Origin of the sequence: Nitrosomonas supralitoralis (genome assembly GCF_003011925.2) — a bacterium.
GTDB lineage: Bacteria > Pseudomonadota > Gammaproteobacteria > Burkholderiales > Nitrosomonadaceae > Nitrosomonas > Nitrosomonas supralitoralis.
Map to the genome: position 1 here is coordinate 119,363 of NZ_PXXU01000002.1, position 21,918 is coordinate 141,280.

The window sequence follows — 21,918 nt, forward strand, 5'->3', positions numbered from 1 at the left end:
AGAAGTTAACTTTTTCTAGATGCCTGGTGAAAAACCATTTTCCATTGATTTCTCTGGCACTGCCAAATTGAGGTTCTGATGGATCCTTTGTAATGAGCACTCAGTTGATCCGGTTTGTGCAACGAATAAATTGCCAGCACCAAATTTCCGGTTAATGCTTTAACACGAAATTCCTTGAAAACCCATTGAATGTGCAAATCTTTATGTAATAACCAGCCAATCACGTCACCTCTGGTGCGAATTTCTCCATCGCTATCTATTTCTTCAAAATTTTCAGCCAACAATTCATCTATCAATTCAGGATGCGCCTTCAGATCACTTTGCAGCAACTTAAGTTCCAATTGTAGAATCTGTTCAGCAATAGTGTCCATACAGCATAACTTACTTAACTCTCATGCCAGGTTGCGCACCGGCATCGGGTGACAAAATGAACAATTCTCCCGCATTACCACCACCTGCAGCCAGCACCATTCCTTCCGATAAACCGAATTTCATTTGCCGAGGTGCAAGATTGGCGACCATTACGGTCAGACGTCCTTTGAGTTGCTCTGGCTCGTAGGCCGATTTAATGCCGGCAAAAACCATGCGTTGCTCGTTGCCGATGTCGAGTGTTAGTTTCAATAACTTTTCCGCGCCGGACACATGCTCCGCGCTGACAATTTTAGCGATACGTAAATCAATTTTACTGAAGTCGTCAATGGAAACAGTCTCGGCAATTGGCACAATTGCATGTTGCTGCTTCTCTGCATGCTTTATGGGAGAATCTTGCGCTGAAGGTGCTCGACTCTGCGTGTTGGCAGCAGTTAGCGCATCGATTTGCTTGATGTCAATGCGTGTCATCAAATGCTGGTAAACGTTGATTTTATGTCCTGCAGGCAGCAATAAATCGGATATCATTTGATTCTCTCCTAATTGCGGCCAAGTCAATGGCGCACAATTGAGAAAAGCCTCAATAAGTTGTACGGTCTCCGGAAGAATCGGTTTTAAATAACGCGATAACAGGTAAAACAATTGAATACCAAGGCTGCAAGTGCGTTGCAATTCATCAGTTCGGTCCGGATTCTTGGCGATTTCCCACGGCGCTAATTCGTGAATCGTTTCGTTAGCTTCGTCAGCAAATTTCATGATTTGACGAATGGCAGCAGAAAATTCACGCGCTTCGAATGCCTGCTCAATAACATCTGGCCTCCAGGTGACAAAACGTTCATTCACCAATAATTGCAGAACCTGGAATTGCTCGCCATCGACCAATCTGCCATCAAACCGTTTACTGATGAAACCCGCACAGCGGCTGGCAATGTTGATAAACTTGCCGATCAGATCGGAATTCACGCGCACTACAAAATCCTCCAGATTCAAGTCGATGTCTTCCAATGTGCTGTTGAGTTTGGCTGCGTAGTAATAACGCAACCATTCGGGATTCAGGCCTTGCTTCAAATAGCTTTCCGCAGTGATGAACGTTCCACGCGACTTGCTCATTTTTTCGCCGTTTACAGTCAGGAAACCATGCGCGAAAATTTTGGTCGGTGTGCGGTATCCTGCATTTTCCAGCATCGCAGGCCAAAATAGCGCATGGAAATACAAAATATCTTTGCCGATGAAGTGATACAGTTCCGCGTCAGATTCCGGCTGCCAGAATTCATCGAACTGAATCTTTTCTCGTTCGCATAAATTCTTGAAGCTACCCATGTAACCAATCGGTGCGTCAAGCCAGACATAAAAATATTTGCCGGGAGCACCGGGGATTTGAAATCCGAAATAGGGTGCATCGCGCGATATATCCCAATCAGAAAGCTTGTTCTCTCCCACATCGCCGATCCATTCACGCATTTTGTTGGCAGCTTCCGGTTGTAAATGATCACCCTCACAAGCCCAGCGACGCAAAAAATCAACACACCGCGAGTCGGATAAGCTAAAGAAATAATGTTCGGATGACTTGCTGACTGGCTTTGCGCCGGATACAGCGGAATACGGATTTTTCAGTTCTGTCGGTGCATATGCTGCACCGCAGATTTCGCACGAATCACCGTATTGATCCTTAGCACCACATTTCGGGCATTCTCCTTTGACATATCGATCTGGCAGGAACATATTTTTAACTGGATCATAAAGCTGTTCAATTCCGCGCACTGTAATCAATCCAGCACTCTTTAACTGACCAAATATATATTCTGAAAAATACCGAGTTTCTTCTGAATGAGTACTGTAATAGTTGTCAAATTGAATATGAAAACCGGTAAAATCTTCCAGATGTTCTGAATGCACGCGCGCAATCAAATCTTCTGGTGTAATACCTTCTTTTTCTGCGCGCAGCATTATTGGCGTACCATGCGTATCATCGGCGCATATATAGTAAACCGTATGTCCGCGCATTTTCTGAAATCGCACCCAGATATCGGTTTGAATATATTCCACTAAATGACCTAAATGGATACTGCCGTTGGCATAAGGGAGTGCGGAAGTAACCAGAATTTTTCGCTTGTTCATTCTCTATTCACAGCTCAGATTAAATAAGTAGCAATTGTAACAAACTGTGTGTGCAATCCCGATATTTGTTACCATTCCTTTATTAAATTGTTAGCCGCTGATCGGCAGTAATAAGGAGTTTTGTAGTGACTATTTCTGAACAACAAATACAAGCAGTTCTCACGCAGATCATTGATCCAACCACAGGTAAGGATTACATCTCCGCAAAAACAGTACGCTCTATTCAGGTTGACCAAAATAATATCGCGATTGATATCGAATTGGGCTATCCCGCCAACAGCGTTAAAATTAATGTACAAAGCCAGATCGCTGAAGCTTTGCGATCAATATCTGGAACTGGCAATATCCAGGTAACCGTCAACAGCAAAATTATTCCACATAGCGTGCAACGAGGTGTAAAACTAATTCCCGGTATTAAAAATATCATTGCAGTCGCATCCGGCAAAGGTGGTGTTGGAAAATCGGCAACAGCAGTCAACCTGGCTCTGGCATTGTCAGCAGAAGGTGCTTCCGTGGGCATTCTGGATGCAGATATTTATGGACCGTCTCAACCACAAATGTTAGGCATAACCGGTCATCCGGAATCGTTTGACGGCAAAACTATGGAGCCCATGCAGGCACATGGTATTCAGGCGATGTCGATTGGATTGTTGATTGACGTCGAGACCCCGATGGTTTGGCGCGGCCCAATGGTTACGCAAGCTTTGCAGCAATTATTGAACGATACCAACTGGAAAGAACTGGATTATTTAATTGTTGATTTGCCGCCGGGTACTGGCGATATTCAATTGACGCTGGCGCAAAAAATTCCCGTAACAGGCGCCGTCATTGTCACTACGCCGCAGGATATCGCTCTGCTTGATGCTCGTAAGGGTCTAAAAATGTTTGAGAAAGTAGGAATTCCGATTTTGGGTATCGTCGAAAACATGAGCATGCATACCTGCTCGCAATGCGGTCACACCGAGCCAATATTTGGTACAGGCGGAGGTGAAAGAATGTGTCAGGATTACAATGCCGAATTTCTCGGTGCTTTGCCGCTCGATATCAAAATCCGCGAGCACACTGATACAGGAAAGCCCAGCGTCGTTGCTGAGCCGGATGGAAAAATAGCCGAAATCTATCGATTGATTGCACGACGCGTTGCCGTTAAGGTTGCCGAATGCGCCGAAGATCACTCAGAATTGTTTACCAAAATCATCATGGAAAATGACTAGGAACTGATGAATCATGACGATTAAATCAGACAAATGGATACGTCGTATGGCGTTCGAGTACGGCATGATTGAGCCATTCGAACCCGATCAGATCCGCCAAAAAGACAATCAACGTATTGTTTCCTACGGCACATCAAGCTATGGTTACGATATTCGCTGTTCGGATGAATTTAAACTATTTACCAATATCAATTCGACGATTGTTGATCCGAAGAATTTTGATTCCAATTCATTTGTCGATGTCAGAAACGATGTATGCATCATTCCACCGAATTCATTTGCACTGGCACGCACCGTCGAATATTTCCGTATTCCGCGCAATATACTAACCATTTGCCTGGGTAAATCAACCTATGCTCGCTGCGGCATTATTGTCAATGTAACTCCCTTTGAACCGGAGTGGGAAGGCTATGTCACATTGGAATTTTCCAATACAACCCCACTCCCGGCTAAAATCTACGCCAATGAAGGTGTCGCGCAAGTAATATTCTTTGAATCGGATGAAATTTGCGAAACTTCATACAAGGATCGAGGCGGTAAATATCAAGGACAGCATGGTGTGACGCTGCCGAAAATCTAAATTCATATCATATTAACTAGCGTGATATTGCTTTGATTTTGACGCGAAAAGGTTTAACGTTGATCCGACAGTTTTTTGTCATATTGATACTCGTTTTTCTTTTCTCAGTTTTTCCAGTGGAAGCACAAAATCGTATCTCTTTGCCACGGACAGGATTGGAACCTAATGATATCGCTGTAATTATCAATGAAAACGATCCGTTGTCTCGGCAAATTGGCAATTACTATCAACAAGCTCGTCAAATACCCGAAACAAACATCATTAAACTACGATTCTCATCTGAGCGTAGTGTTCTGACTCCTAAAGAATTTAGACAATTAAAAGCAACCATAGACCAACTTACTCCTAAGCACGTGCAAGCATTTGCCGTTGCCTGGACTACCCCGTACCGGGTTGGTTGCATGTCGATCACATCCGCTCTGGCTTTTGGTTTCGACAAGAAATATTGTGCCAAACCCTGTGAAACGACTGCTCCCAGTCCCTATTTCAACTCATCCAGCCTGGATCCATATGATGACTACAAGCTGCGCCCTGCGATGATGCTGGCCGGCACATCTTTCGAGCACATCAAGGCATTGATTGACCGTGGCATACACTCCGATTATAGCTTTCCCAAAGGTCAAGCCTATTTAATGAATACCTCAGATAAAGCTCGCAACAGTCGTGCAGCTGGCTTTACTCAAACGGTAAAAGAATTAACCGGCATTTTCCCTGTGCAAATACTTATGACCGATTACATTTCTGATCGTAACAATGTGCTTTTTTATTTTACCGGTTTGAAAGCAGTGCCTATGCTGGAAACACTGCACTTTCTTCCAGGCGCTTTAGCGGATCACTTAACTTCGGCGGGCGGCATGCTGACTGATACGCTACAAATGAGCAGTTTACGTTGGCTGGAGGCTGGAGCCACAGCAAGCTACGGAACCGTTGTTGAACCTTGCAGCTTTTCACAAAAATTTCCATCCCCCATGATTGCCATGCTTCAGTACGCATTAGGTGCTTCTGCTCTTGAAGCTTATTGGAAAAGCGTTGCTTGGCCGGGCCAAGGCGTATTCATCGGCGAGCCATTAGCTAAACCTTTTGCTCCACATTTGAAGGAAGTGAGTCCGGGGCAATTTGTGCTGAAATTTCTTTCATCACGCACCGGGCGATTGAGAATTGAACAATCATTTTCTGCTGCTGGACCTTTTCGCCTATTTACGCGACAAAAAATCATTCGCCGCGGAGAGAATCAATTTAAATTCAAATTCAATGGTAAAACAGATGGTTATTTAAATATACATTGGCATTGATAAATCATCAGAAAACCCAAAAAGTTATCTAAACTTTTTTACAATACAACCGTCTAATTCGGTAGCAATTTTATCTACCACAAGACATTGTTTACAATAGTTAATTCTTTACGTTTAAAAAACATTTTAATATGAAAAAAATACTTGATTTGCTTGAAATGCAGACTATAATGCGTGGATTTTATTCACGCAGCAAACTTACCGACGAGGAGGTCATCATGAGAAGTATTAAGAACTTTATTGCTCTAGCTGATTTAGTCAATGTTCATATTCCTGAAACATAGCGTTTTTTAAAGGAGCGCCCGCATGCCTAAACTCTCGTCCTCACTTCAGAAACACGATCAATCTGAAGTCCTATTCGATACCCATCCTGAAGTTAGTCTAAATTTTGAACACGTACAAGATGCTTTAAAGAAAGGCTATCAACGACCTTTTTTACTGGTAGACAGTGACTTAATTCGACTTAAGTCCCGACGCTTCATGGCTGCAATGCCCCGAGTTCATCCACATTATGCCGTCAAAGCAAATCCTGATGAACGTGTACTCAAAACTCTAATTGAGGAAGGTGTTGGGTTTGAGATCGCCTCTATTGCCGAGCTTGACGTGCTTCTCAAGTTAGGCGTACCGGCTGCTGAAATATTTTATAGTAATCCGATGAAATCTCGGGCTTACATAGAATATGCGGCTGCCAAAGGAGTCGAATGGTATGTACTCGACAGCGTTGAGGAGTTACAAAAAATAGTTGGCATTAAGCCAGATGCCAAAATGTATTTACGTATTGATACGCCCAATATTGGTAGTGATTGGCCGTTAGCTGGAAAATTTGGCACACACCTGGCCGATATTCATGAAATCATTCATCAGGCTGTAAAACTCAAAGCGGATTTGGCCGGTGTTACCTTTCATGTTGGCTCTCAATGCCGAAACCCGCAAAATTGGCGCGTTGGTATCGAGCGTGCAAAAAAAGTCTTTGCTGAAATGCAACGTGTCGGCTTAAACCCTCGATTACTCAATGTTGGCGGAGGCTATCCAGTTCGACATGTCAAACCAATTCCTTCAATCGAGATCATCGCTGAAGTCATCAACGAGGCCATTGCTGATTTACCAGAAAGCATTCGGGTTATGGCGGAACCTGGCCGTTACCTGGTATCTGATTCAGCTTATTTTATATGTCGCGTAGTTGGCACTGCAACGCGCAATGGAAAACGATGGATGTACTGGGATGCAGGTATGTTTGGCGGTGTCATAGAAATGACTGAAGGCTTGCGCTATGAAATTCTAACAGACCGGGAAGGGAATCGTATTCCATGGTCAATCGCAGGCCCGACTTGTGATTCCGTAGATATTTTGATGCATGATTTAATGCTGCCAAACGATATACAGGAAGGTGATTTTATTTATATCCCTAATGCCGGTGCTTACACCACCGCATACGCAAGTAATTTCAATGGATTTCCCCTGCCCGATGTGAAAGTAATATAGGCAATCGCCGCAATTATTTGCACACACAACAATCTTCTTAATAATTGGTGAAATGGCATTTAATGTCCACTTCACCAATTATATTTATGCGTTTTATTTTTATAAAATCAACGATGAATTCTGCAAGTTGTTGTAGTTATTCCTTCCGATCAAGAATGACAAAATGATACTCGATATGAGCATCATTTTCAGGGGTATGTTTATCTCGCTGTATTTCGTCCCAATTACTACGATCAAATTCTGGAAATAACACATCACCTTCAAAATCACTTTGTATTTCAGTAATATACATTCTTTGGCAAATATCAAGTGTTTGCCGGTATAGCTCCTCACCACCGATAATAAAGCTTTCGCTATTGGTTGTTTTGCCTTGTTCGCATATCAATAAAGCATCTTGAAGAGAATTCGCCACCATCGCTCCCGGCACTCCATATCCTGCTTGCCGAGTAATGATGATATTCTCCCGTCCGGGTAGCGGTCTACCAATCGACTCATAGGTTTTTCTTCCCATTACAATGGTATGTCCCATCGTTAGGAACTTAAAATGCTTAAGATCGGCTGGCAAATGCCAGGGCAACTGATTATTCTTACCAATAACCCGATTCTTAGCCATTGCAACCAGGATAGACAAACGCATTAGAATCAAACTGCCACAGGCGCTTTTATTGCAGGATGAGGGTCATAGCTCTCCAAGACAAAATCCTTATATTCAAAATCTGAAATATTTCGTATCCCCGGATTTAACTTCATAACGGGCAACGATCTAGGTTCACGCGATAACTGCTCACGAGCTTGTTCCAGGTGATTCAAATAAAGATGTGCATCGCCTAACGTATGTACAAATTCACCTAATTCGAGATTACAAACTTGCGCAATCATCATTGTTAATAATGCATATGAAGCAATATTGAATGGCACTCCCAGAAAAACATCAGCACTTCGCTGATAGAGCTGACACGAAAGCCTATTATCTGCTACATAAAATTGAAATAGAACATGGCATGGAGGCAACCGCATTTTGTTCAATTCACCAACATTCCATGATGAAACTAGCATGCGTCGTGAATCAGGTGTGTTGTTTATCTGTTCGATTACTTGTTGAAGCTGATCAATTTGTTGCCCGTCTCCACGTTCCCAGGAACGCCATTGATGACCGTAAATAGGTCCCAAATTACCATTTGCATCAGCCCATTCATCCCAAATTGAAACACCATGCTGATGCAGATAACGTAAATTTGTATCGCCCTGAATAAACCATAACAATTCATAAGCAATTGACTTCAAATGACATTTCTTGGTTGTCACCAATGGAAAACCATCATTTAGATTAAAACGCATTTGATAACCAAAAATCGACAGTGTACCAATACCCGTTCGATCTGATTTTTTATGACCATGATCAATAACATGTTGCATTAACTCGAGATATTGACGCATTTTTATTTAAAACTCCCCTAACGGGCATTATTAGTTCCATCTGTAACGGGCTATCCCGCCACAGCACACATAACACGTATATAATAGCAGTATTATCTGCAATCATTCCTTTTGCGATGACTTACGATATCGTTACACAAAAAATAAAATTTGACAGGAAAGCTTTCAATGCTGGCATCCCTTTTCCAGAATATATCACCAATTGATCAATCAATCACAACACCTCACGTTCTCGTAGTGCTTCCCAAGCTAGACAAGTTACCCAAGAAATATAGTATTCCCGGTGAAGAATCTCTGAGCAAATTACTGTTGCGGCGCAATATGGAATTAGCAGACCTTGATGTGACACCCGTGAGCGCTAATCTCCCAAATGGTGAATTATGTGCTTGGGTTATGCTTGATACTGAGAAATCAGTTTTCGAACAGCAAACCTGCCTGCGCAAAGCGATAAAATTGTTGCTTTCAGAAAATCCAGATGAAATACATATTGCCGTTTATGGCACGTTACAGCAAAAAAGAAATTTTGCCGAACAGGTTGTTTACACAGTTTGGGTTAATGGTGCTGTATTGCCAGTACGCAAGAAGAAACCGCTTCGGAAACCTCTCGCTAAGATATTTCTTTATGGATATAAAGATGCCGATAATTTTTTCATGCAACGCGCATTAGCAGAAGGCAATTTATTAGCACGCGGCCTAACTGCGTTACCTGCAAATGAATTAACACCTCTGACTTATCGGCAACAAATCAAGAAGCTGGCTGAGAATGAAGGATGGAAGTACCAAGAATTTGATTTTAATAAATTAAAAGAAATGGGAGCAGGTGCTTTTGTGGCAGTGGCGCAGGGAAGCGATACAGAAGATGCTGCCATTGTGCATTTACAACATAATTGCAAGCCTAGTACACAAAATAAGAATATCGCTATTGTAGGTAAAGGTATTTGCTTCGATACCGGTGGTTACAATATAAAGCCGGCCCGATATATGCAAGGTATGCACGAAGATATGAATGGCTCCGCAGTTGCATTAGGCATTTTGCTCGCTGCCACCCGTGCAGAGATACCCGTGATCATTGACTGTTGGCTTGCCATTGCACAAAACCATATCAGTCCTCGTGCCTATAAGCAAAATGACATTATTTCAGCATTAAACGGATTGTCGATTGAAATCGTGCACACTGATGCTGAAGGTCGGATGGTTCTGGCAGACACCTTAACTTTAGCGACTAAACAAAAGCCTGATCTAATCATCGATTTTGCTACTTTAACAGGCAGCATGAAAACAGCTTTGGGATCTCGGTATAGTGGAGTTTTCAGTAATCAGGCTAATTTATGCCAGAAAGCTATCCTTGCAGGATCGAGAAGTGGAGAGCGTGTTTGTGCTTTTCCTATGGATGCAGATTATGAAGAAAGTCTTGAAAGTGATATCGCCGATATCAAACAATGCGAATTAGATGGAGAATTCGATCATATTCTTGCTGCGTGCTTCTTGAAGAGATTCATAAACAACACCCCTTGGTTGCACATGGATTTATCCGCAAGTAGTCACAAAGATGGCTTGGGTGCCATTAACAGCGAAATAACAGGTTTTGGAGTCAGTTGGGCTATTGAATTTCTAAGAAATATTGAATAATAAAGAATTTCGGCCAGAAAAAACACTTAGAAAAAACTAACTTCTCAGCATTACCAACTTCTGCCCAATCGACAATCTCTCATCGCTATTATTCCAGCGTTTAATTTGGTCAACCGTTGTGCGATAACGTCTTGCAATTTCATATAAAGTGTCGCCTTTTTTCACAACATAAACAGACTGATCACTTTTTAGCTGTTTCTTCCATGAAGAGCTATTAATCCGACTCTGGCTCATTGCAACGATCTCGGGTACTAATATTTTTTGCCCTAGCGTAAGATTTTTATTTCTAGCAATCCCATTAATGGTTTGTAATTGTTTTACAGACGTTTCATGGCGGACAGCAATATCATTAATTTTCTCTCCTTTCTTGACGCGATAGAACTGCCATGAAATCCGAGGGTCTTGGTAAGTTTCTAGATTTCTAACAAATAGCTCTTTCTTTTCTTTTGGTATCAATAAAGTCCGAGGCTCATCAAGTACCTTTATGACGTAACGATTATATGCTGGATTTAAAGCAGTAAATTCAGCTTCAGAAATATTCGCAAGTCGTGCAACTAGCGGAATATCAATGTGTTCATGTATTTTGACTGTATCAAAATACGGACGATTAGGTACTGAACGCAGTTGTATGCCATATTTTTTGGCATTAGCAATAATATCCTTTATTGCTAATAGCTTGTAAACATAATGCTTTACCTCTACCGGCAAATTTAAGTCATAAATAGATCTTCCTTTATGCTTGTGCTTTGCTAAAATTTTACTAATAGCACCTTCACCTAAATTATAGGCCGCAATAGCCAATTTCCAGTTATCAAATCTTTGATAAAGATATTGAAGATAATCAAGAGCAGCCTGAGTTGATGCCACGATATCGCGCCGGTCATCATGCCAAACATTCTGCTCCAAGCCCATAATTCGCCCCGTTTCCGGAATAAATTGCCACAGACCTGCTGTTCGACTATCTGACTTAATCAAAGGGTCATAAGCGCTCTCTATTATCGGTAGCAACGCTATTTCCATCGGCATTCCGCGGCGCTCAACTTCCTCTATTATATAAAACAAATACCGCTCACTGTTTGAAACAATACGGTTAAATGTATGAGGATTGTGTATATATGAGGCTGCAATCTTACGAATTGCTTTATTATCAGGCGGGAGTGTTAATGCAAATCCGCTACGAACTCGTTCCCACAAATTTGAATTATGCTGCGCTTTGTCTTGCAATAATCGATCTGCAAATGCATTAAACGATAAAAACAAACACACAAAGAAAATTAGTGGCAACAATATAGCTGTAATAACATTTCTTTTTAAAATCATCTATATATATTTCTATAAATCCATACTGTCTGACAGGATATATAAAAACTTGCTCTTTGCAAACTATTTTTTTCATATAAATAGTTTTATATAACTAATTTATAGTTATTAATCATATAATTATCATTATATTTTAAAGTAAAGAACTAACAATCATTCTCGGAAGTTTAATTGTCCAGATAATTCTGGCATTAAAATCAAAGATTTACACTTCCATCCTTTTTTTCGATAATCCACTATAATGTTCGTAAAAATGCCACCGCGCACATAAAAACGCGCAATTAATCGAATATATCTTGGTTTTAAAGCTGCAACCAGATCATCGAGGATTATGTTTGTCACTGCCTCATGAAACACACCATCATCTCGATATGACCAGATATAAAGTTTTAAGCTTTTAAGTTCAATGCATTTTTTGTCTGGAATATAATCCAGAATCAAAGTAGCGAAGTCTGGTTGCCCTGTTTTAGGACATAAACAAGTAAACTCAGGAATTTCCATATGAATATGGTAATCCCGGTTGCTAAATGGATTTGGAAATGTTTCAAGGGTTTTATCAGGTTTACTGGCCATTCTTCATGCTCATGAATAAATTAATTCGGTTACAATTATAATTGCGCGATGCGCTTTAGCTATTATAACTGCCTTATCTCAAAAACAATAAATTGCGCCTTGCCTATATTAAGCTAGCCGGCTTCAAATCCTTTGCAGAACCTACTACCATAACGATTTTTCATAATCTTGTTGGTATTGTAGGCCCGAATGGCTGTGGAAAATCAAACGTCATTGATGCGGTACGATGGGTTTTGGGTGAATCAAAAGCTTCTGCCCTCAGAGGTGATTCGATGCAAGATGTTATATTCTCAGGGTCGGGGAATCGAAAAGCTATTGGACGTGCCAGCGTTGAAATTGTATTTGATAATCACTTAAACAAAATAACCGGCCAATGGTCAAGTTATACTGAAATTGCAATAAAACGCACGCTCCAGCGGAACGGTGTGTCAAGTTATTTCATTAACAACCTTCAAGTTCGACGACGTGATATTGCCGATCTTTTCCTTGGAACTGGTGTTGGTGGCCAGGGTTATGCAATTATCGAACAAGGCATGATTTCGCGGATCATAGAAGCGAAACCACAGGAATTAAAAAGTTTTCTTGAAGAAGCTGCTGGAATCTCTCAGTATCGAGAAAGAAGACACGAAACTTCGTTGCGCCTGACTGAAACTCGAAAAAACTTAATACGTTTAGAAGATATCCGACAGGAATTAGAAACCCAATTGCAACATCTAGAAACTCAAGCAAATATTGCAATGCAGTATAAATTATTGCAAGATGAATTGCATAAGTCACAATCTTTGTTGTGGCTGCAACGTAGAGCAGATGCAATTCTTCAACGCGATTCTGTCAAAAAAGAAATTCATAAAATTAAAACAAAACTGGAAGTCACGCTTGCGGTGCAACGCAATGCAGAAAAAGAATTTGAAGTTGCACGCAAGAAAGAACAAGCCGTCAATGAACAATTGCTGCAAATACAAGGACAATTATATTCTGCTGATGCAGAAATAGGACGCCTGCAACAGGAAATAACTTTCTTGAGAAGCACGCAGGATCGCTTGACACAACAAACACAGCAAGTAGATGCTCAGCTTCAAAAGAGTTACCAATTAAAAGAAACAAATTCAGAAAATCTCAGACTCTGGCAGCAACAAAAATCAGAAGCTGAGTTATCCCATCAATGCAGTATTCATATTCATAACGAAGAAAATAATAAACTTCCTGTCGCTGAAACCAAGTTCCTCGGCTGCCAGAAAAAATTAAACGAATACAAACATAGCCTTCTAACAATAGAACAAGCCAATCAGTTAGAAGAAAACCAACTTTCATATGCAAAAAAAAGCATTCAACAACTTGATACTCGACTTACGCGCTTATCAAGTGAACAAGCTGAATTAATTTTTGTTGAGTCATCCATGCTGACTGAATTACAATCAAAAATTGATCAAATCGAGTGCGCTTTAAAAGCTGAAAATCTGAAGTGCCAAAATTTAGAAAATCACTTATCCAAAGCAACCAAAAACAAACAACAAATTACTAGTAAAATTCAAGAACTGCAACATGCACTAACTCAGGCTACTGCCCGCTTTACCGCATTAAACAATCTACAGAGCAGGCTTAATAATAATCAGGATCTTAATACATGGCTCCGTAAGCATCAATTGACTTTATTACCCCGTTTGTGGCAGAAAATACATATCAAACCAGAATGGGAAAATGCATTGGAGGCAGTATTACGCGAACGACTTAACAGCATTGAAACCGAACAACTGAATAATGTTTTGAATTGGATTGATGACTCGCCAAATTTGAAATGGACAATTTTTGAAAAAAACCAGTCTATTTTATTGGAAGAAGTGTCACAAGCAGCGATTAATCACCAATTAAACTGCGAAAAGCTGCTTTCTTTTATCACGGTTAATCAGCCTGAAATCCGATATGTATTAGAAAACTGGCTATATCCCGTCTATGCCATAGAAGACGTGAAAGAAGGACTGATTAAGCGAGCCACTTTAAGGCCAGATGAAATAATAGTAACTCGGCAAGGACATATAATTAACCGTAGCAGCTTAACCTTTTATGCGCCTGATTCAGATTTGCATGGTGTATTGTCTCGACAGCAAGAACTTATACAAACACAAACAGAAATAGATCAATACGAATCAATACTTCAGCAGCAGCGTACCATAATATCAAAAGCAGAACACCAGTGTATAGAATTGGCAAATGCCATTCAATCTGCTAACGAGAATAGCAAACAATCACAAGAGCAGCGACACAAGCTACAACTTGAGCTTGTTAGACTCACGCAAACTAATGAACGTACAATACATCGCAATGAACAAATTAATAGCGAATTGAATGAAATAAAGCAAACTCTGGCCCATGAGATCTCATCGCAAGAAGCTGCAAAGGCAAGATTTGAGAACAATTTGATACAAATTGAAGTCCTTAAAAAGGATATAAAACAAGCTCAATCCACTTGGGAAGCTGCAGATCAAGAACTTGCAAATTTGCGCCAAAAAATACTGCTTTCTGCAAAAGAAATACAAGAAATCACCTTCCATGTTAAAACTTGTCAGAACAAAGTCACTGAAATTGAAACTCACATTCAAGCTAATGAAAATGATCTACAAAAATACACGGAAGATCGTGCCAATCTGCTCAAGGAAGCTGAAGTATTAGATACTACTCAAATCAATATTCTGTTACAAGATGCCCAAGCCCAACGCAAATTAATTGAACAATCCGCATCGCAAGTACGCCTTGAAGCAACTGATATCACAAGAAATTTGCAGGAAGTTGAAAATACTCGCATGACATCAGAGCAAGAATCGCATTTATTGCGGGAGAGTATGAACAAGCTTCAACTCAAAGAGCAAGCAGCCACAATTTCAATGCATCAATTTGATGCATTGATCAATGATGCAAATGCAGATACGGAACTGCTCTTACCGCTAATTAATAAAAAAAGTACAACAGCATTAAAATCTGAAATCGACCAGCTCAATGCGGAAATCGCAGAGCTTGGTTCCGTCAATCTTGCTGCATTAGAGGAACTTAAAATTGCACGTGCACGAGAATCTAATCTGCTGGCACAGTTACAGGATTTAAGCGCAGCCATCGCTACGTTAGACAGTGCCATCCAACAAATTGATCGAGAAACACAGAACCGCTTGCAAGAAACCTTTTTGCTGGTAAACACATATTTAGATGAAATTTTCCCAGTGATTTTTGCGGGAGGGGAAGCTAAACTTGAGTTCTGTGATAACAAAATTCTTGATGCAGGTTTATTGTTGATGGCTCAACCTCCCGGAAAAAAGAATAGTTCTATACATTTATTATCCGGGGGAGAAAAAGCGCTCACCGCATTGGCATTAATTTTTTCATTATTCCGGTTAAACCCAGCTCCATTCTGCTTATTGGATGAAGTGGATGCGCCTCTTGACGACAGTAATACCAAGCGTTTTTGTGAAATAGTGAAAAATATGGCCAAACAAACCCAATTCCTATATATCAGCCATAATAAAATAACCATGGAGATGGCACAGCGATTAATTGGAGTTACAATGCAAGAACAAGGTGTATCAAGAATAGTCGCCGTTGATCTCGCGGATGCTATTAAGATGGGGAAAAAGGAAGAACTATCCGTGACCTAGTAATTGTGATAAGCCATATAAAACTGACATAATCTGCTGCGCTTGGCAGTAACTTTAAGAAATAGCAAGGAGGTAATATGGAGATTTTAACTATGAGTGATTTGCAGGTAAGTTTGATCATTATCGGCATCATCGTTATCGCAGCTGTTGCTGGCTTCAACTGGCTGCAACAGCTGCGATATCAGCGAAAAATACAGGCTGCGTTTGATCATGAACATGATGATATCCTTTTAGATACACATAATTCTGATGAGCCTTTTCAACGTATTGAGCCTAAGTTTAACAAAAAAACGTCATCAGATTCAGCATTAGATAATGTGATACAGACTAATGACCAATATGATTTGCCGCCAGCTGAATCAAAAAAAACATTGGTTACGCCGACTCCTGCACACCCAACCAATATTACTTCTCAAGCAAGCTCCGGTACTAGTTCAACAGCGACCTCCCCGCTGCTTGATTATGATAGTAACACTAACTACATTGTCAATATTCGATCGGATTCAGTTATTGCCAATACCCATATTGCGAAATTATTACAAAGAAAATTTGATTTTGGGAAACCTGTTTTTTGGTTGGGCCAACAGGATAAAGATGAACCGTGGCAAGAGATTACCAATGAATCAAATGTGGATAGTGACGGCTACTGTCATTTGAAAGGCTGCTTGCAACTTGCTGACAGATCCGGCCCTATCAGTGAAGTCAATTTATCCAAATTTAGAGATTTGGTTCTCGATTTTTCTTCACACGTAAATGCTTCTGCTGAATGCCCGGATATTGTTAGTACAAATGAAAAAGCTGTGAAGCTTGATAGATTTTGCGCTGAGGTCGATGTCATGATAGGTATTAATATTATTAGCAAAGATGACGGTGCATTTGTTGGTACTAAGATCCGCGCGCTGGCGGAAGCTTCTGGATTCAGACTCGAATCAGATGGATTATTTAAATACCGTGACGATAGCAATAATATTCTATTCACATTGAATAATTATGAATCTGCTCCTTTTCTACTTGAGAATATTAAATCATTAACTACGCATGGTGTAACTTTTCTATTGGATGTGCCAAGAGTTGCCCATGGAGAGAGAGTATTCGATCAAATGACACATTTGGCCAAGATATTCACCAATACGCTTGGAGGAATCATGGTTGATGACAATCGAGTTCCATTAAGCGATAGTGGAATTCAAAAAAGCAAGCAGCAACTGATAGAAATACAATCTTTAATGAAAAAAAATCATATAAATTCGGGCAGCCCAAGCGCCTTACGGTTATTTGTATAAGATAAATTTTGATAAAAATATTAAAGATAAATGCTTGAGTATCCGTAATCGCTACAAAGACTGTTGATTATTTCGTAAGAATGATATTTAGAATATGTAGTTATGAAATATTCCTCAGCAATAATTTTAGGATATCAATCTATGCTAATGATAAATAATAAATTTAATAATAATTCAATAAAATAAATATAAATTACTCTATAAACACAGAGTTATTCTTTTCACTGATTGAAGTTCAATTTCAATCAAAAAAAGTATTACTGATGCAGTTGTGACTGGAGCAAATCTCAATCTTTATGTGATGGCTGACATAAGGTTACTGAAATCACTCCAAAAAAGTTTTCAACCAATGAAAACAAAACGTCTTGGTAATATACCAGCAAGAAAATCGGAAATGCGCCATTTTGTGATGGCACTCACCGCAAATTAAAATGATACAGAAGCTTGTACAAATAATAATAAAATAAATATCGATCATTGTATCGATCGAGAAACAGGGCGCGATAGCAGAATTTGTAATTTGGTTACGCATTAACCTTTTAATAGTTCAAAATTTGTGCCCTATGAAAACAGAACTAAAATCTTTAGAAGAAAAAGTATTTTTACTTTTACGTATGTATCAGGATATCCGCGCAGAAAATAAAAAATTGCAAAGAGAACTGGCGGACTCTCATACTCAATGCGAGAAATTAAACGAAAAAATACATGTTGCAGCAGACCGCCTTGAGGCACTACTGTTAAATATTCCAGAAAATGAATAACACTCCATTAAATATTATTATCTTAGGGCGCGAATTCACCATAGCATGTCTTGACGAAGAACGGGAAGAAATTCAACTCGCCGCAGCTTACTTGGATAATAAAGCTAATGCTATCAAAGCAGAAGGAAAGATCGTTGATTCTGATCGCATCGCTATAATTACTGCGCTTAAAATCACACATGAGTTATTGATGTTAAGAAACACTACAAGTTTTGACATAGATGAATTTAGGCGTAGAATTATTACGTTAAAAAAGAAAGTTGATGAAGCGATAACGATGAAAGATTAGAAGTAATAAGGTTAATCCCTGCAGTGTTCGTTAAGACTTATATTCTTTGAACCATTTTTAAAAAATGGTTGTGGATTTTAGTGATACTGTTGTGCGCGCCATTAATGGATGTGCCTGATGTATCCGTGAAGCAACCGCCTTGGACCTCATGGTTCAAGATGATGGTCTGACGGCATATGTGGGGAGCTATTTCCGGACAAGAAATGTTTGCAAAACATTTCTTGTCCTTTTAGTTTTTATGATACCTAATACAATCACTCAATGTCTCAAATAATAAAAACTGCACCTACTCCAAGAATTTTTTTGTTTGATATTGGCCGTGTCTTACTTGATTTTGATTTTGAATCATCGCTAATAAAGCTGATCCCAGAAAATATTGAGAATCCCCAAGAGCTTATCCGGAAGGTACTGAAAAGAAAGGATGCATTAGAGATCGGATTGATCGATCCAGCACGTTTTGCGAGCTGGGCACTGAAGATCTTGGTAAGTAATGCTTCGCCGGAACAGTTTTATCAGGCTTGGCAACAAATTTTTACGGTCAATGAATCAATGTGGCGATGTGTTAGAAAGCTTGCCAATAATAATCATTCGCTATTTTTGCTTTCCAATATCAGTGCGATCCACTGCCCTTGGATTTTTACCACATATCCTGAATTTTCATGTTTTAGACATAAAATATTATCATTTGAAATTGGGGCACTGAAACCAGAACTTGCAATCTATAAGTACGCAATTAATACTTACAGACTTAATCCGATATCGACTATTTATATAGACGATCAACCACCAAACATTGCAGTCGGGAAAGCAATTGGTTTTCAGTGCTGGCAATATGATTTAAATGATCATCAAGCATTTGAGGCTTGGCTCGAAGAACAGTTATTAAGTGATTAGCGTAACACTTGTAATATCCCAATCATGCACTTCTGGAAATAAACATTAAACAAAGTTTGGAAAATTACTTTTCTTCAAGGAAATGTTCCACCATTGCTTGCTTGTAATCAATCTGACCAAATGAAATATCTTTTAATTGACCCTTGCGATCAAACAAAATGCACGAAGGTGTTCCTTGCAGCGCAAAGCGCTCGAAAGTTTCAGCTGTCATCGATTTTTGCTCCAAATAATGCCTAACTTGTTGCAGCACCGATCTTTTCTTTTCATCGTCAAGCGTATCGAAATCTGGAAGAAATTCACCGGCATAGCGTAATACGCGCTTATCGGTAACAGGTTCAGTTTCCGCCACAACTCGATCCATACCTACGGCAAAAGGGATTCGCCACGGCAACTTACCTTCTGATAATATGCCATATTGACTCAGGGCCTTAAGTGTTTCACCGATCACTTCACCGGTTGTAATCAATTTCCGCAAATTCTCGACTGTATTCTTGTCATAATCTTCAAATGCGGTAGCCAGGCCGATCACGACCAACCCTTGTTGATGAAAGCGTTCATGCAAATCGATAGCTTTGGGTAACGAATAAATAAAGCAGCCAGGGCAATTCACTTGAAAAACCTCAATCAACACCACCGAGCCAACTAAATTGTTTAACACAATCGGCCCTCCTTGCACCCAAGTATCAACCGATATATCAGAAAGTAAGTGATTATTCATAGCTAAAATAGTTAGAATGAGTGAATAGAAACTCTGACATATTACAGAAGCTAAGACTATTGCGCAGTATTATTGATAAAAACATTATAATCCACCAAGAAATGCGTTACTGGTTAATGAAATCCGAACCTAATAAGTTCAGTATTGACGACTTTGCAGCACTACCGAAACAAATCGTTGCTTGGGAAGGCATACGCAATTATCAATCACGCAATTTTATGCAAAATCAAATGAATATCGGGGATCAAGTCTTTTTCTATCATTCATGCTGCAAAGATCCCGGCATCACGGGAATCGCAACTGTTAGCAAATCCGCCTATCCAGATGTCTCGCAATTTAATCCCAACAGCAAGTATTTTGACCCCAAAGCATCGTTTAGTAACCCGCGGTGGTTTAATGTTGAACTTACCCTAGTAAAAAGAACTCGCTTGATCCCAATCAAAGAACTCAGGCAACATGCTGAGCTGAGCCGTATGCGGGTACTGCAAGTTGGCAATCGCTTATCGATTACTCCGGTCGATCCGACAGAATGGCAATTTATCCTAGGCATGCTATGATTGTATTGAATCTTATTTATCCAGATCGCGCATGGAATGGTGGTTGATTTATCTTTTGACCGGTACATTTGTGGGTTTCTTCGCCGGCTTGCTCGGAATCGGTGGCGGACTGATAATGGTGCCTGTGCTGATCACCGTGTTTACCGCTCAGAGCTTTCCCGTCGACCGCATCATGCATATGGCGCTCGGCACTACCATGGCCACCATCATTTTCACATCAATCACCAGCTTGCGCACCCACCATCAGCATGGTGCGGTAGATTGGAAAATTGTAAGAAATATCACTCCTGGCATATTTCTCGGTACTTTCGGCGGCGCTACCCTGGCAGGATCGATGACGAGTCAGTTACTGAGCACTATTTTTGTCATTTTTATCTTTTATGCCGCCACACAAATGCTGCTTCAATTTCGTCCCAGTGCAATGTTTCAATTACCTGGAAAAATCGGTATGTTGTTCGCAGGTGGCATTATCGGCGTACTTTCAAGCTTGGTTGCCATTGGCGGCGGGTTATTATCGGTACCATTCCTGACTTTGTGCAGAATTAAACTGCAGCACGCCATCGGCACTGCAGCCGCTATTGGATTCCCCATTGCGTTGGCGGGAACTGTCGGTTATGTTGCAAATGGATGGATACAGTCGGAAACACTTCCTAGCTACAGCCTAGGTTATGTTTATCTCCCCGCATTAATCTGGCTGGTATCCGCCAGCATGTTGACTGCGCCGCTCGGCGCGAAACTCACGCACTCGACCAGAACCGCCATTTTAAGAACGATTTTTGTTGTATTGCTGTATGGCTTGGGTATTAGAATGTTAATCAATTTAATCTAAACAAAGAAAATCCCCATCCCCTCTTAACGAATTGCCTCAATAGCAAGATCCAATAGCTTCCGACTATTGCCATACTTCAGATGAATCGTCATTTAATCTGCACTTTTCGCCATTTCGATTGCCCGCGTCACCATGTCACGCGCTTCGGCTGCATCACCCCAGCGACCAACGCGCACCCATTTCTCCGGCTCAAGATCCTTATAATGCGTAAAAAAATGTTCTATCTGCTGAAACACAATATCGGGCAGATCCTCTCGTTCGCACACGTGAGCATAATAAGGGAAAGTCTTTGTATCCGGCACGCAGATAAGCTTCTCGTCACCGCCGTGCTCGTCTTCAAGATTAAGCAACGCTATTGGTCGCGCCCGCACCACGCATCCAGCAAGGAATGGTGAGCGGGCAATAACAAGCGCATCGAGTGGATCACCGTCATCGCATAACGTGTGCGGAATAAAGCCATAATTAGCAGGATATCGCATCGGTGTGTGTAGGATGCGATCTACGAATAATGCTCCAGATGGTTTATCAAATTCATATTTAACAGGCTCGCCGCCGATCGGCACTTCGATAATGACATTAACATTGTTAGGCACATTGGCGCCTACGGGGATTGCTCTGATATCCATGAAACTTACCTTATTCGTATTTTCTAGTTTAGGGAGAAGCTATTACCTGACGGGTCTTTACTTTTGAATTCAGTCTACTGAAGGCTGAAACAACTGTCAAACATCAGCCTCGGCTTGCAGTAAAGAAAAAAATAAAGCACCACGCTGCAGAGGATAAGGAATTAGATCCGAAAGAGTTTAAAGTTCTCCATTAATAGAACAAGGACTGGTAATCACCCTAAAAAAATAACAAGGATTAAAAGTAGAATTTTCTTGGAATTTATACGCAGAAGGTTTTGCAATGAAGAAATCTAAATTCAGTGATGG

The 21,918-nt window shown here is 40.5% G+C and carries 20 protein-coding genes and 1 other RNA gene; 13 read left to right on the forward strand and 8 right to left on the reverse strand.

Annotated features, from left to right (window positions below; translation table 11 throughout):
• Window positions 1-5: 5 nt before the first annotated feature.
• On the reverse strand, window positions 6-371 hold the full coding sequence (locus C7H79_RS01025) for a DUF4440 domain-containing protein (RefSeq protein WP_106705435.1): 366 nt from the start codon (window positions 369-371) through the stop codon (window positions 6-8).
• A 10-nt stretch (window positions 372-381) separates the two neighbouring features.
• Window positions 382-2,487, reverse strand: a complete 2,106-nt coding sequence (gene metG / locus C7H79_RS01030; RefSeq protein WP_106705436.1) for a methionine--tRNA ligase — start codon at window positions 2,485-2,487, stop codon at window positions 382-384.
• Window positions 2,488-2,612: 125 nt separating this feature from the next.
• Between metG and apbC the strand changes: the two genes are divergently transcribed.
• From apbC to C7H79_RS01050, 4 genes are all read left to right on the forward strand, one after another.
• Window positions 2,613-3,701, forward strand: a complete 1,089-nt coding sequence (gene apbC, locus C7H79_RS01035) for an iron-sulfur cluster carrier protein ApbC (protein WP_106705437.1) — start codon at window positions 2,613-2,615, stop codon at window positions 3,699-3,701.
• Window positions 3,702-3,714: 13 nt separating this feature from the next.
• Window positions 3,715-4,281 (forward strand): dCTP deaminase, encoded by a 567-nt coding sequence (gene dcd, locus C7H79_RS01040; protein ID WP_106705438.1) that lies wholly within the window; start codon window positions 3,715-3,717, stop codon window positions 4,279-4,281.
• Between the two features lie 116 nt (window positions 4,282-4,397).
• Window positions 4,398-5,573, forward strand: coding sequence for a TIGR03790 family protein (locus C7H79_RS01045; protein ID WP_242447073.1), 1,176 nt, complete (start codon window positions 4,398-4,400; stop codon window positions 5,571-5,573).
• A gap of 306 nt (window positions 5,574-5,879) precedes the next feature.
• A complete protein-coding gene (locus C7H79_RS01050; protein WP_106705439.1) occupies window positions 5,880-7,055 on the forward strand; it encodes a type III PLP-dependent enzyme in 1,176 nt (391 codons plus the stop codon).
• Window positions 7,056-7,191: 136 nt separating this feature from the next.
• Here the strand turns inward: C7H79_RS01050 and C7H79_RS01055 are convergent, their stop codons facing one another.
• Complete coding sequence (locus tag C7H79_RS01055; protein ID WP_374057986.1) at window positions 7,192-7,692, reverse strand: dihydrofolate reductase; 501 nt, start codon at window positions 7,690-7,692, stop codon at window positions 7,192-7,194.
• Window positions 7,693-7,697: 5 nt separating this feature from the next.
• The gene (locus C7H79_RS01060) at window positions 7,698-8,492 is read right to left on the reverse strand and encodes a thymidylate synthase (RefSeq protein ID WP_106705441.1); all 795 of its coding nucleotides are present in this window, start codon (window positions 8,490-8,492) and stop codon (window positions 7,698-7,700) included.
• A 168-nt stretch (window positions 8,493-8,660) separates the two neighbouring features.
• On the opposite strand from C7H79_RS01060, the gene C7H79_RS01065 reads away from it, so the two are divergent.
• The gene (locus C7H79_RS01065; protein ID WP_106705442.1) at window positions 8,661-10,121 is read left to right on the forward strand and encodes a M17 family metallopeptidase; all 1,461 of its coding nucleotides are present in this window, start codon (window positions 8,661-8,663) and stop codon (window positions 10,119-10,121) included.
• 36 nt (window positions 10,122-10,157) lie between these two features.
• Here the strand turns inward: C7H79_RS01065 and C7H79_RS01070 are convergent, their stop codons facing one another.
• On the reverse strand, window positions 10,158-11,441 hold the full coding sequence (locus C7H79_RS01070; RefSeq protein ID WP_106705443.1) for a LysM peptidoglycan-binding domain-containing protein: 1,284 nt from the start codon (window positions 11,439-11,441) through the stop codon (window positions 10,158-10,160).
• 153 nt (window positions 11,442-11,594) lie between these two features.
• Complete coding sequence (gene queF, locus C7H79_RS01075; protein WP_106705444.1) at window positions 11,595-12,014, reverse strand: preQ(1) synthase; 420 nt, start codon at window positions 12,012-12,014, stop codon at window positions 11,595-11,597.
• A 92-nt stretch (window positions 12,015-12,106) separates the two neighbouring features.
• Here queF and smc point away from each other — a divergent pair, with 92 nt between their 5' ends.
• The 6 genes from smc (at window position 12,107) to C7H79_RS01105 (ending at window position 18,882) form a co-directional block, all read left to right on the forward strand.
• Complete coding sequence (gene smc, locus C7H79_RS01080) at window positions 12,107-15,655, forward strand: chromosome segregation protein SMC (RefSeq protein ID WP_106705445.1); 3,549 nt, start codon at window positions 12,107-12,109, stop codon at window positions 15,653-15,655.
• A 77-nt stretch (window positions 15,656-15,732) separates the two neighbouring features.
• Entirely contained in the window at window positions 15,733-16,938 is a 1,206-nt protein-coding gene (locus tag C7H79_RS01085; protein WP_106705446.1) for a cell division protein ZipA C-terminal FtsZ-binding domain-containing protein, read from the forward strand.
• A 563-nt stretch (window positions 16,939-17,501) separates the two neighbouring features.
• The gene (locus C7H79_RS01090) at window positions 17,502-17,699 is read left to right on the forward strand and encodes a hypothetical protein (protein ID WP_106705447.1); all 198 of its coding nucleotides are present in this window, start codon (window positions 17,502-17,504) and stop codon (window positions 17,697-17,699) included.
• Window positions 17,692-17,988, forward strand: a complete 297-nt coding sequence (locus C7H79_RS01095; protein ID WP_106705448.1) for a cell division protein ZapA — start codon at window positions 17,692-17,694, stop codon at window positions 17,986-17,988. The genes C7H79_RS01090 and C7H79_RS01095 overlap by 8 nt, the downstream gene beginning before the upstream one ends.
• Before the next feature lie 12 nt (window positions 17,989-18,000).
• A non-coding RNA gene (ssrS, locus tag C7H79_RS01100) (6S RNA) lies at window positions 18,001-18,177 on the forward strand.
• A 72-nt stretch (window positions 18,178-18,249) separates the two neighbouring features.
• Window positions 18,250-18,882, forward strand: a complete 633-nt coding sequence (locus tag C7H79_RS01105; protein WP_106705449.1) for an HAD-IA family hydrolase — start codon at window positions 18,250-18,252, stop codon at window positions 18,880-18,882.
• A gap of 64 nt (window positions 18,883-18,946) precedes the next feature.
• On the opposite strand, the gene C7H79_RS01110 is transcribed toward C7H79_RS01105, so the two are convergent.
• On the reverse strand, window positions 18,947-19,540 hold the full coding sequence (locus tag C7H79_RS01110; RefSeq protein ID WP_242447074.1) for a thioredoxin domain-containing protein: 594 nt from the start codon (window positions 19,538-19,540) through the stop codon (window positions 18,947-18,949).
• A gap of 161 nt (window positions 19,541-19,701) precedes the next feature.
• Between C7H79_RS01110 and C7H79_RS01115 the strand changes: the two genes are divergently transcribed.
• Complete coding sequence (locus C7H79_RS01115) at window positions 19,702-20,157, forward strand: EVE domain-containing protein (protein ID WP_106705462.1); 456 nt, start codon at window positions 19,702-19,704, stop codon at window positions 20,155-20,157.
• A 31-nt stretch (window positions 20,158-20,188) separates the two neighbouring features.
• Window positions 20,189-20,986, forward strand: coding sequence for a sulfite exporter TauE/SafE family protein (locus C7H79_RS01120; protein ID WP_106705451.1), 798 nt, complete (start codon window positions 20,189-20,191; stop codon window positions 20,984-20,986).
• Window positions 20,987-21,078: 92 nt separating this feature from the next.
• On the opposite strand, the gene ppa is transcribed toward C7H79_RS01120, so the two are convergent.
• A complete protein-coding gene (ppa, locus tag C7H79_RS01125; protein ID WP_106705452.1) occupies window positions 21,079-21,612 on the reverse strand; it encodes an inorganic diphosphatase in 534 nt (177 codons plus the stop codon).
• Window positions 21,613-21,918 lie beyond the last annotated feature (306 nt).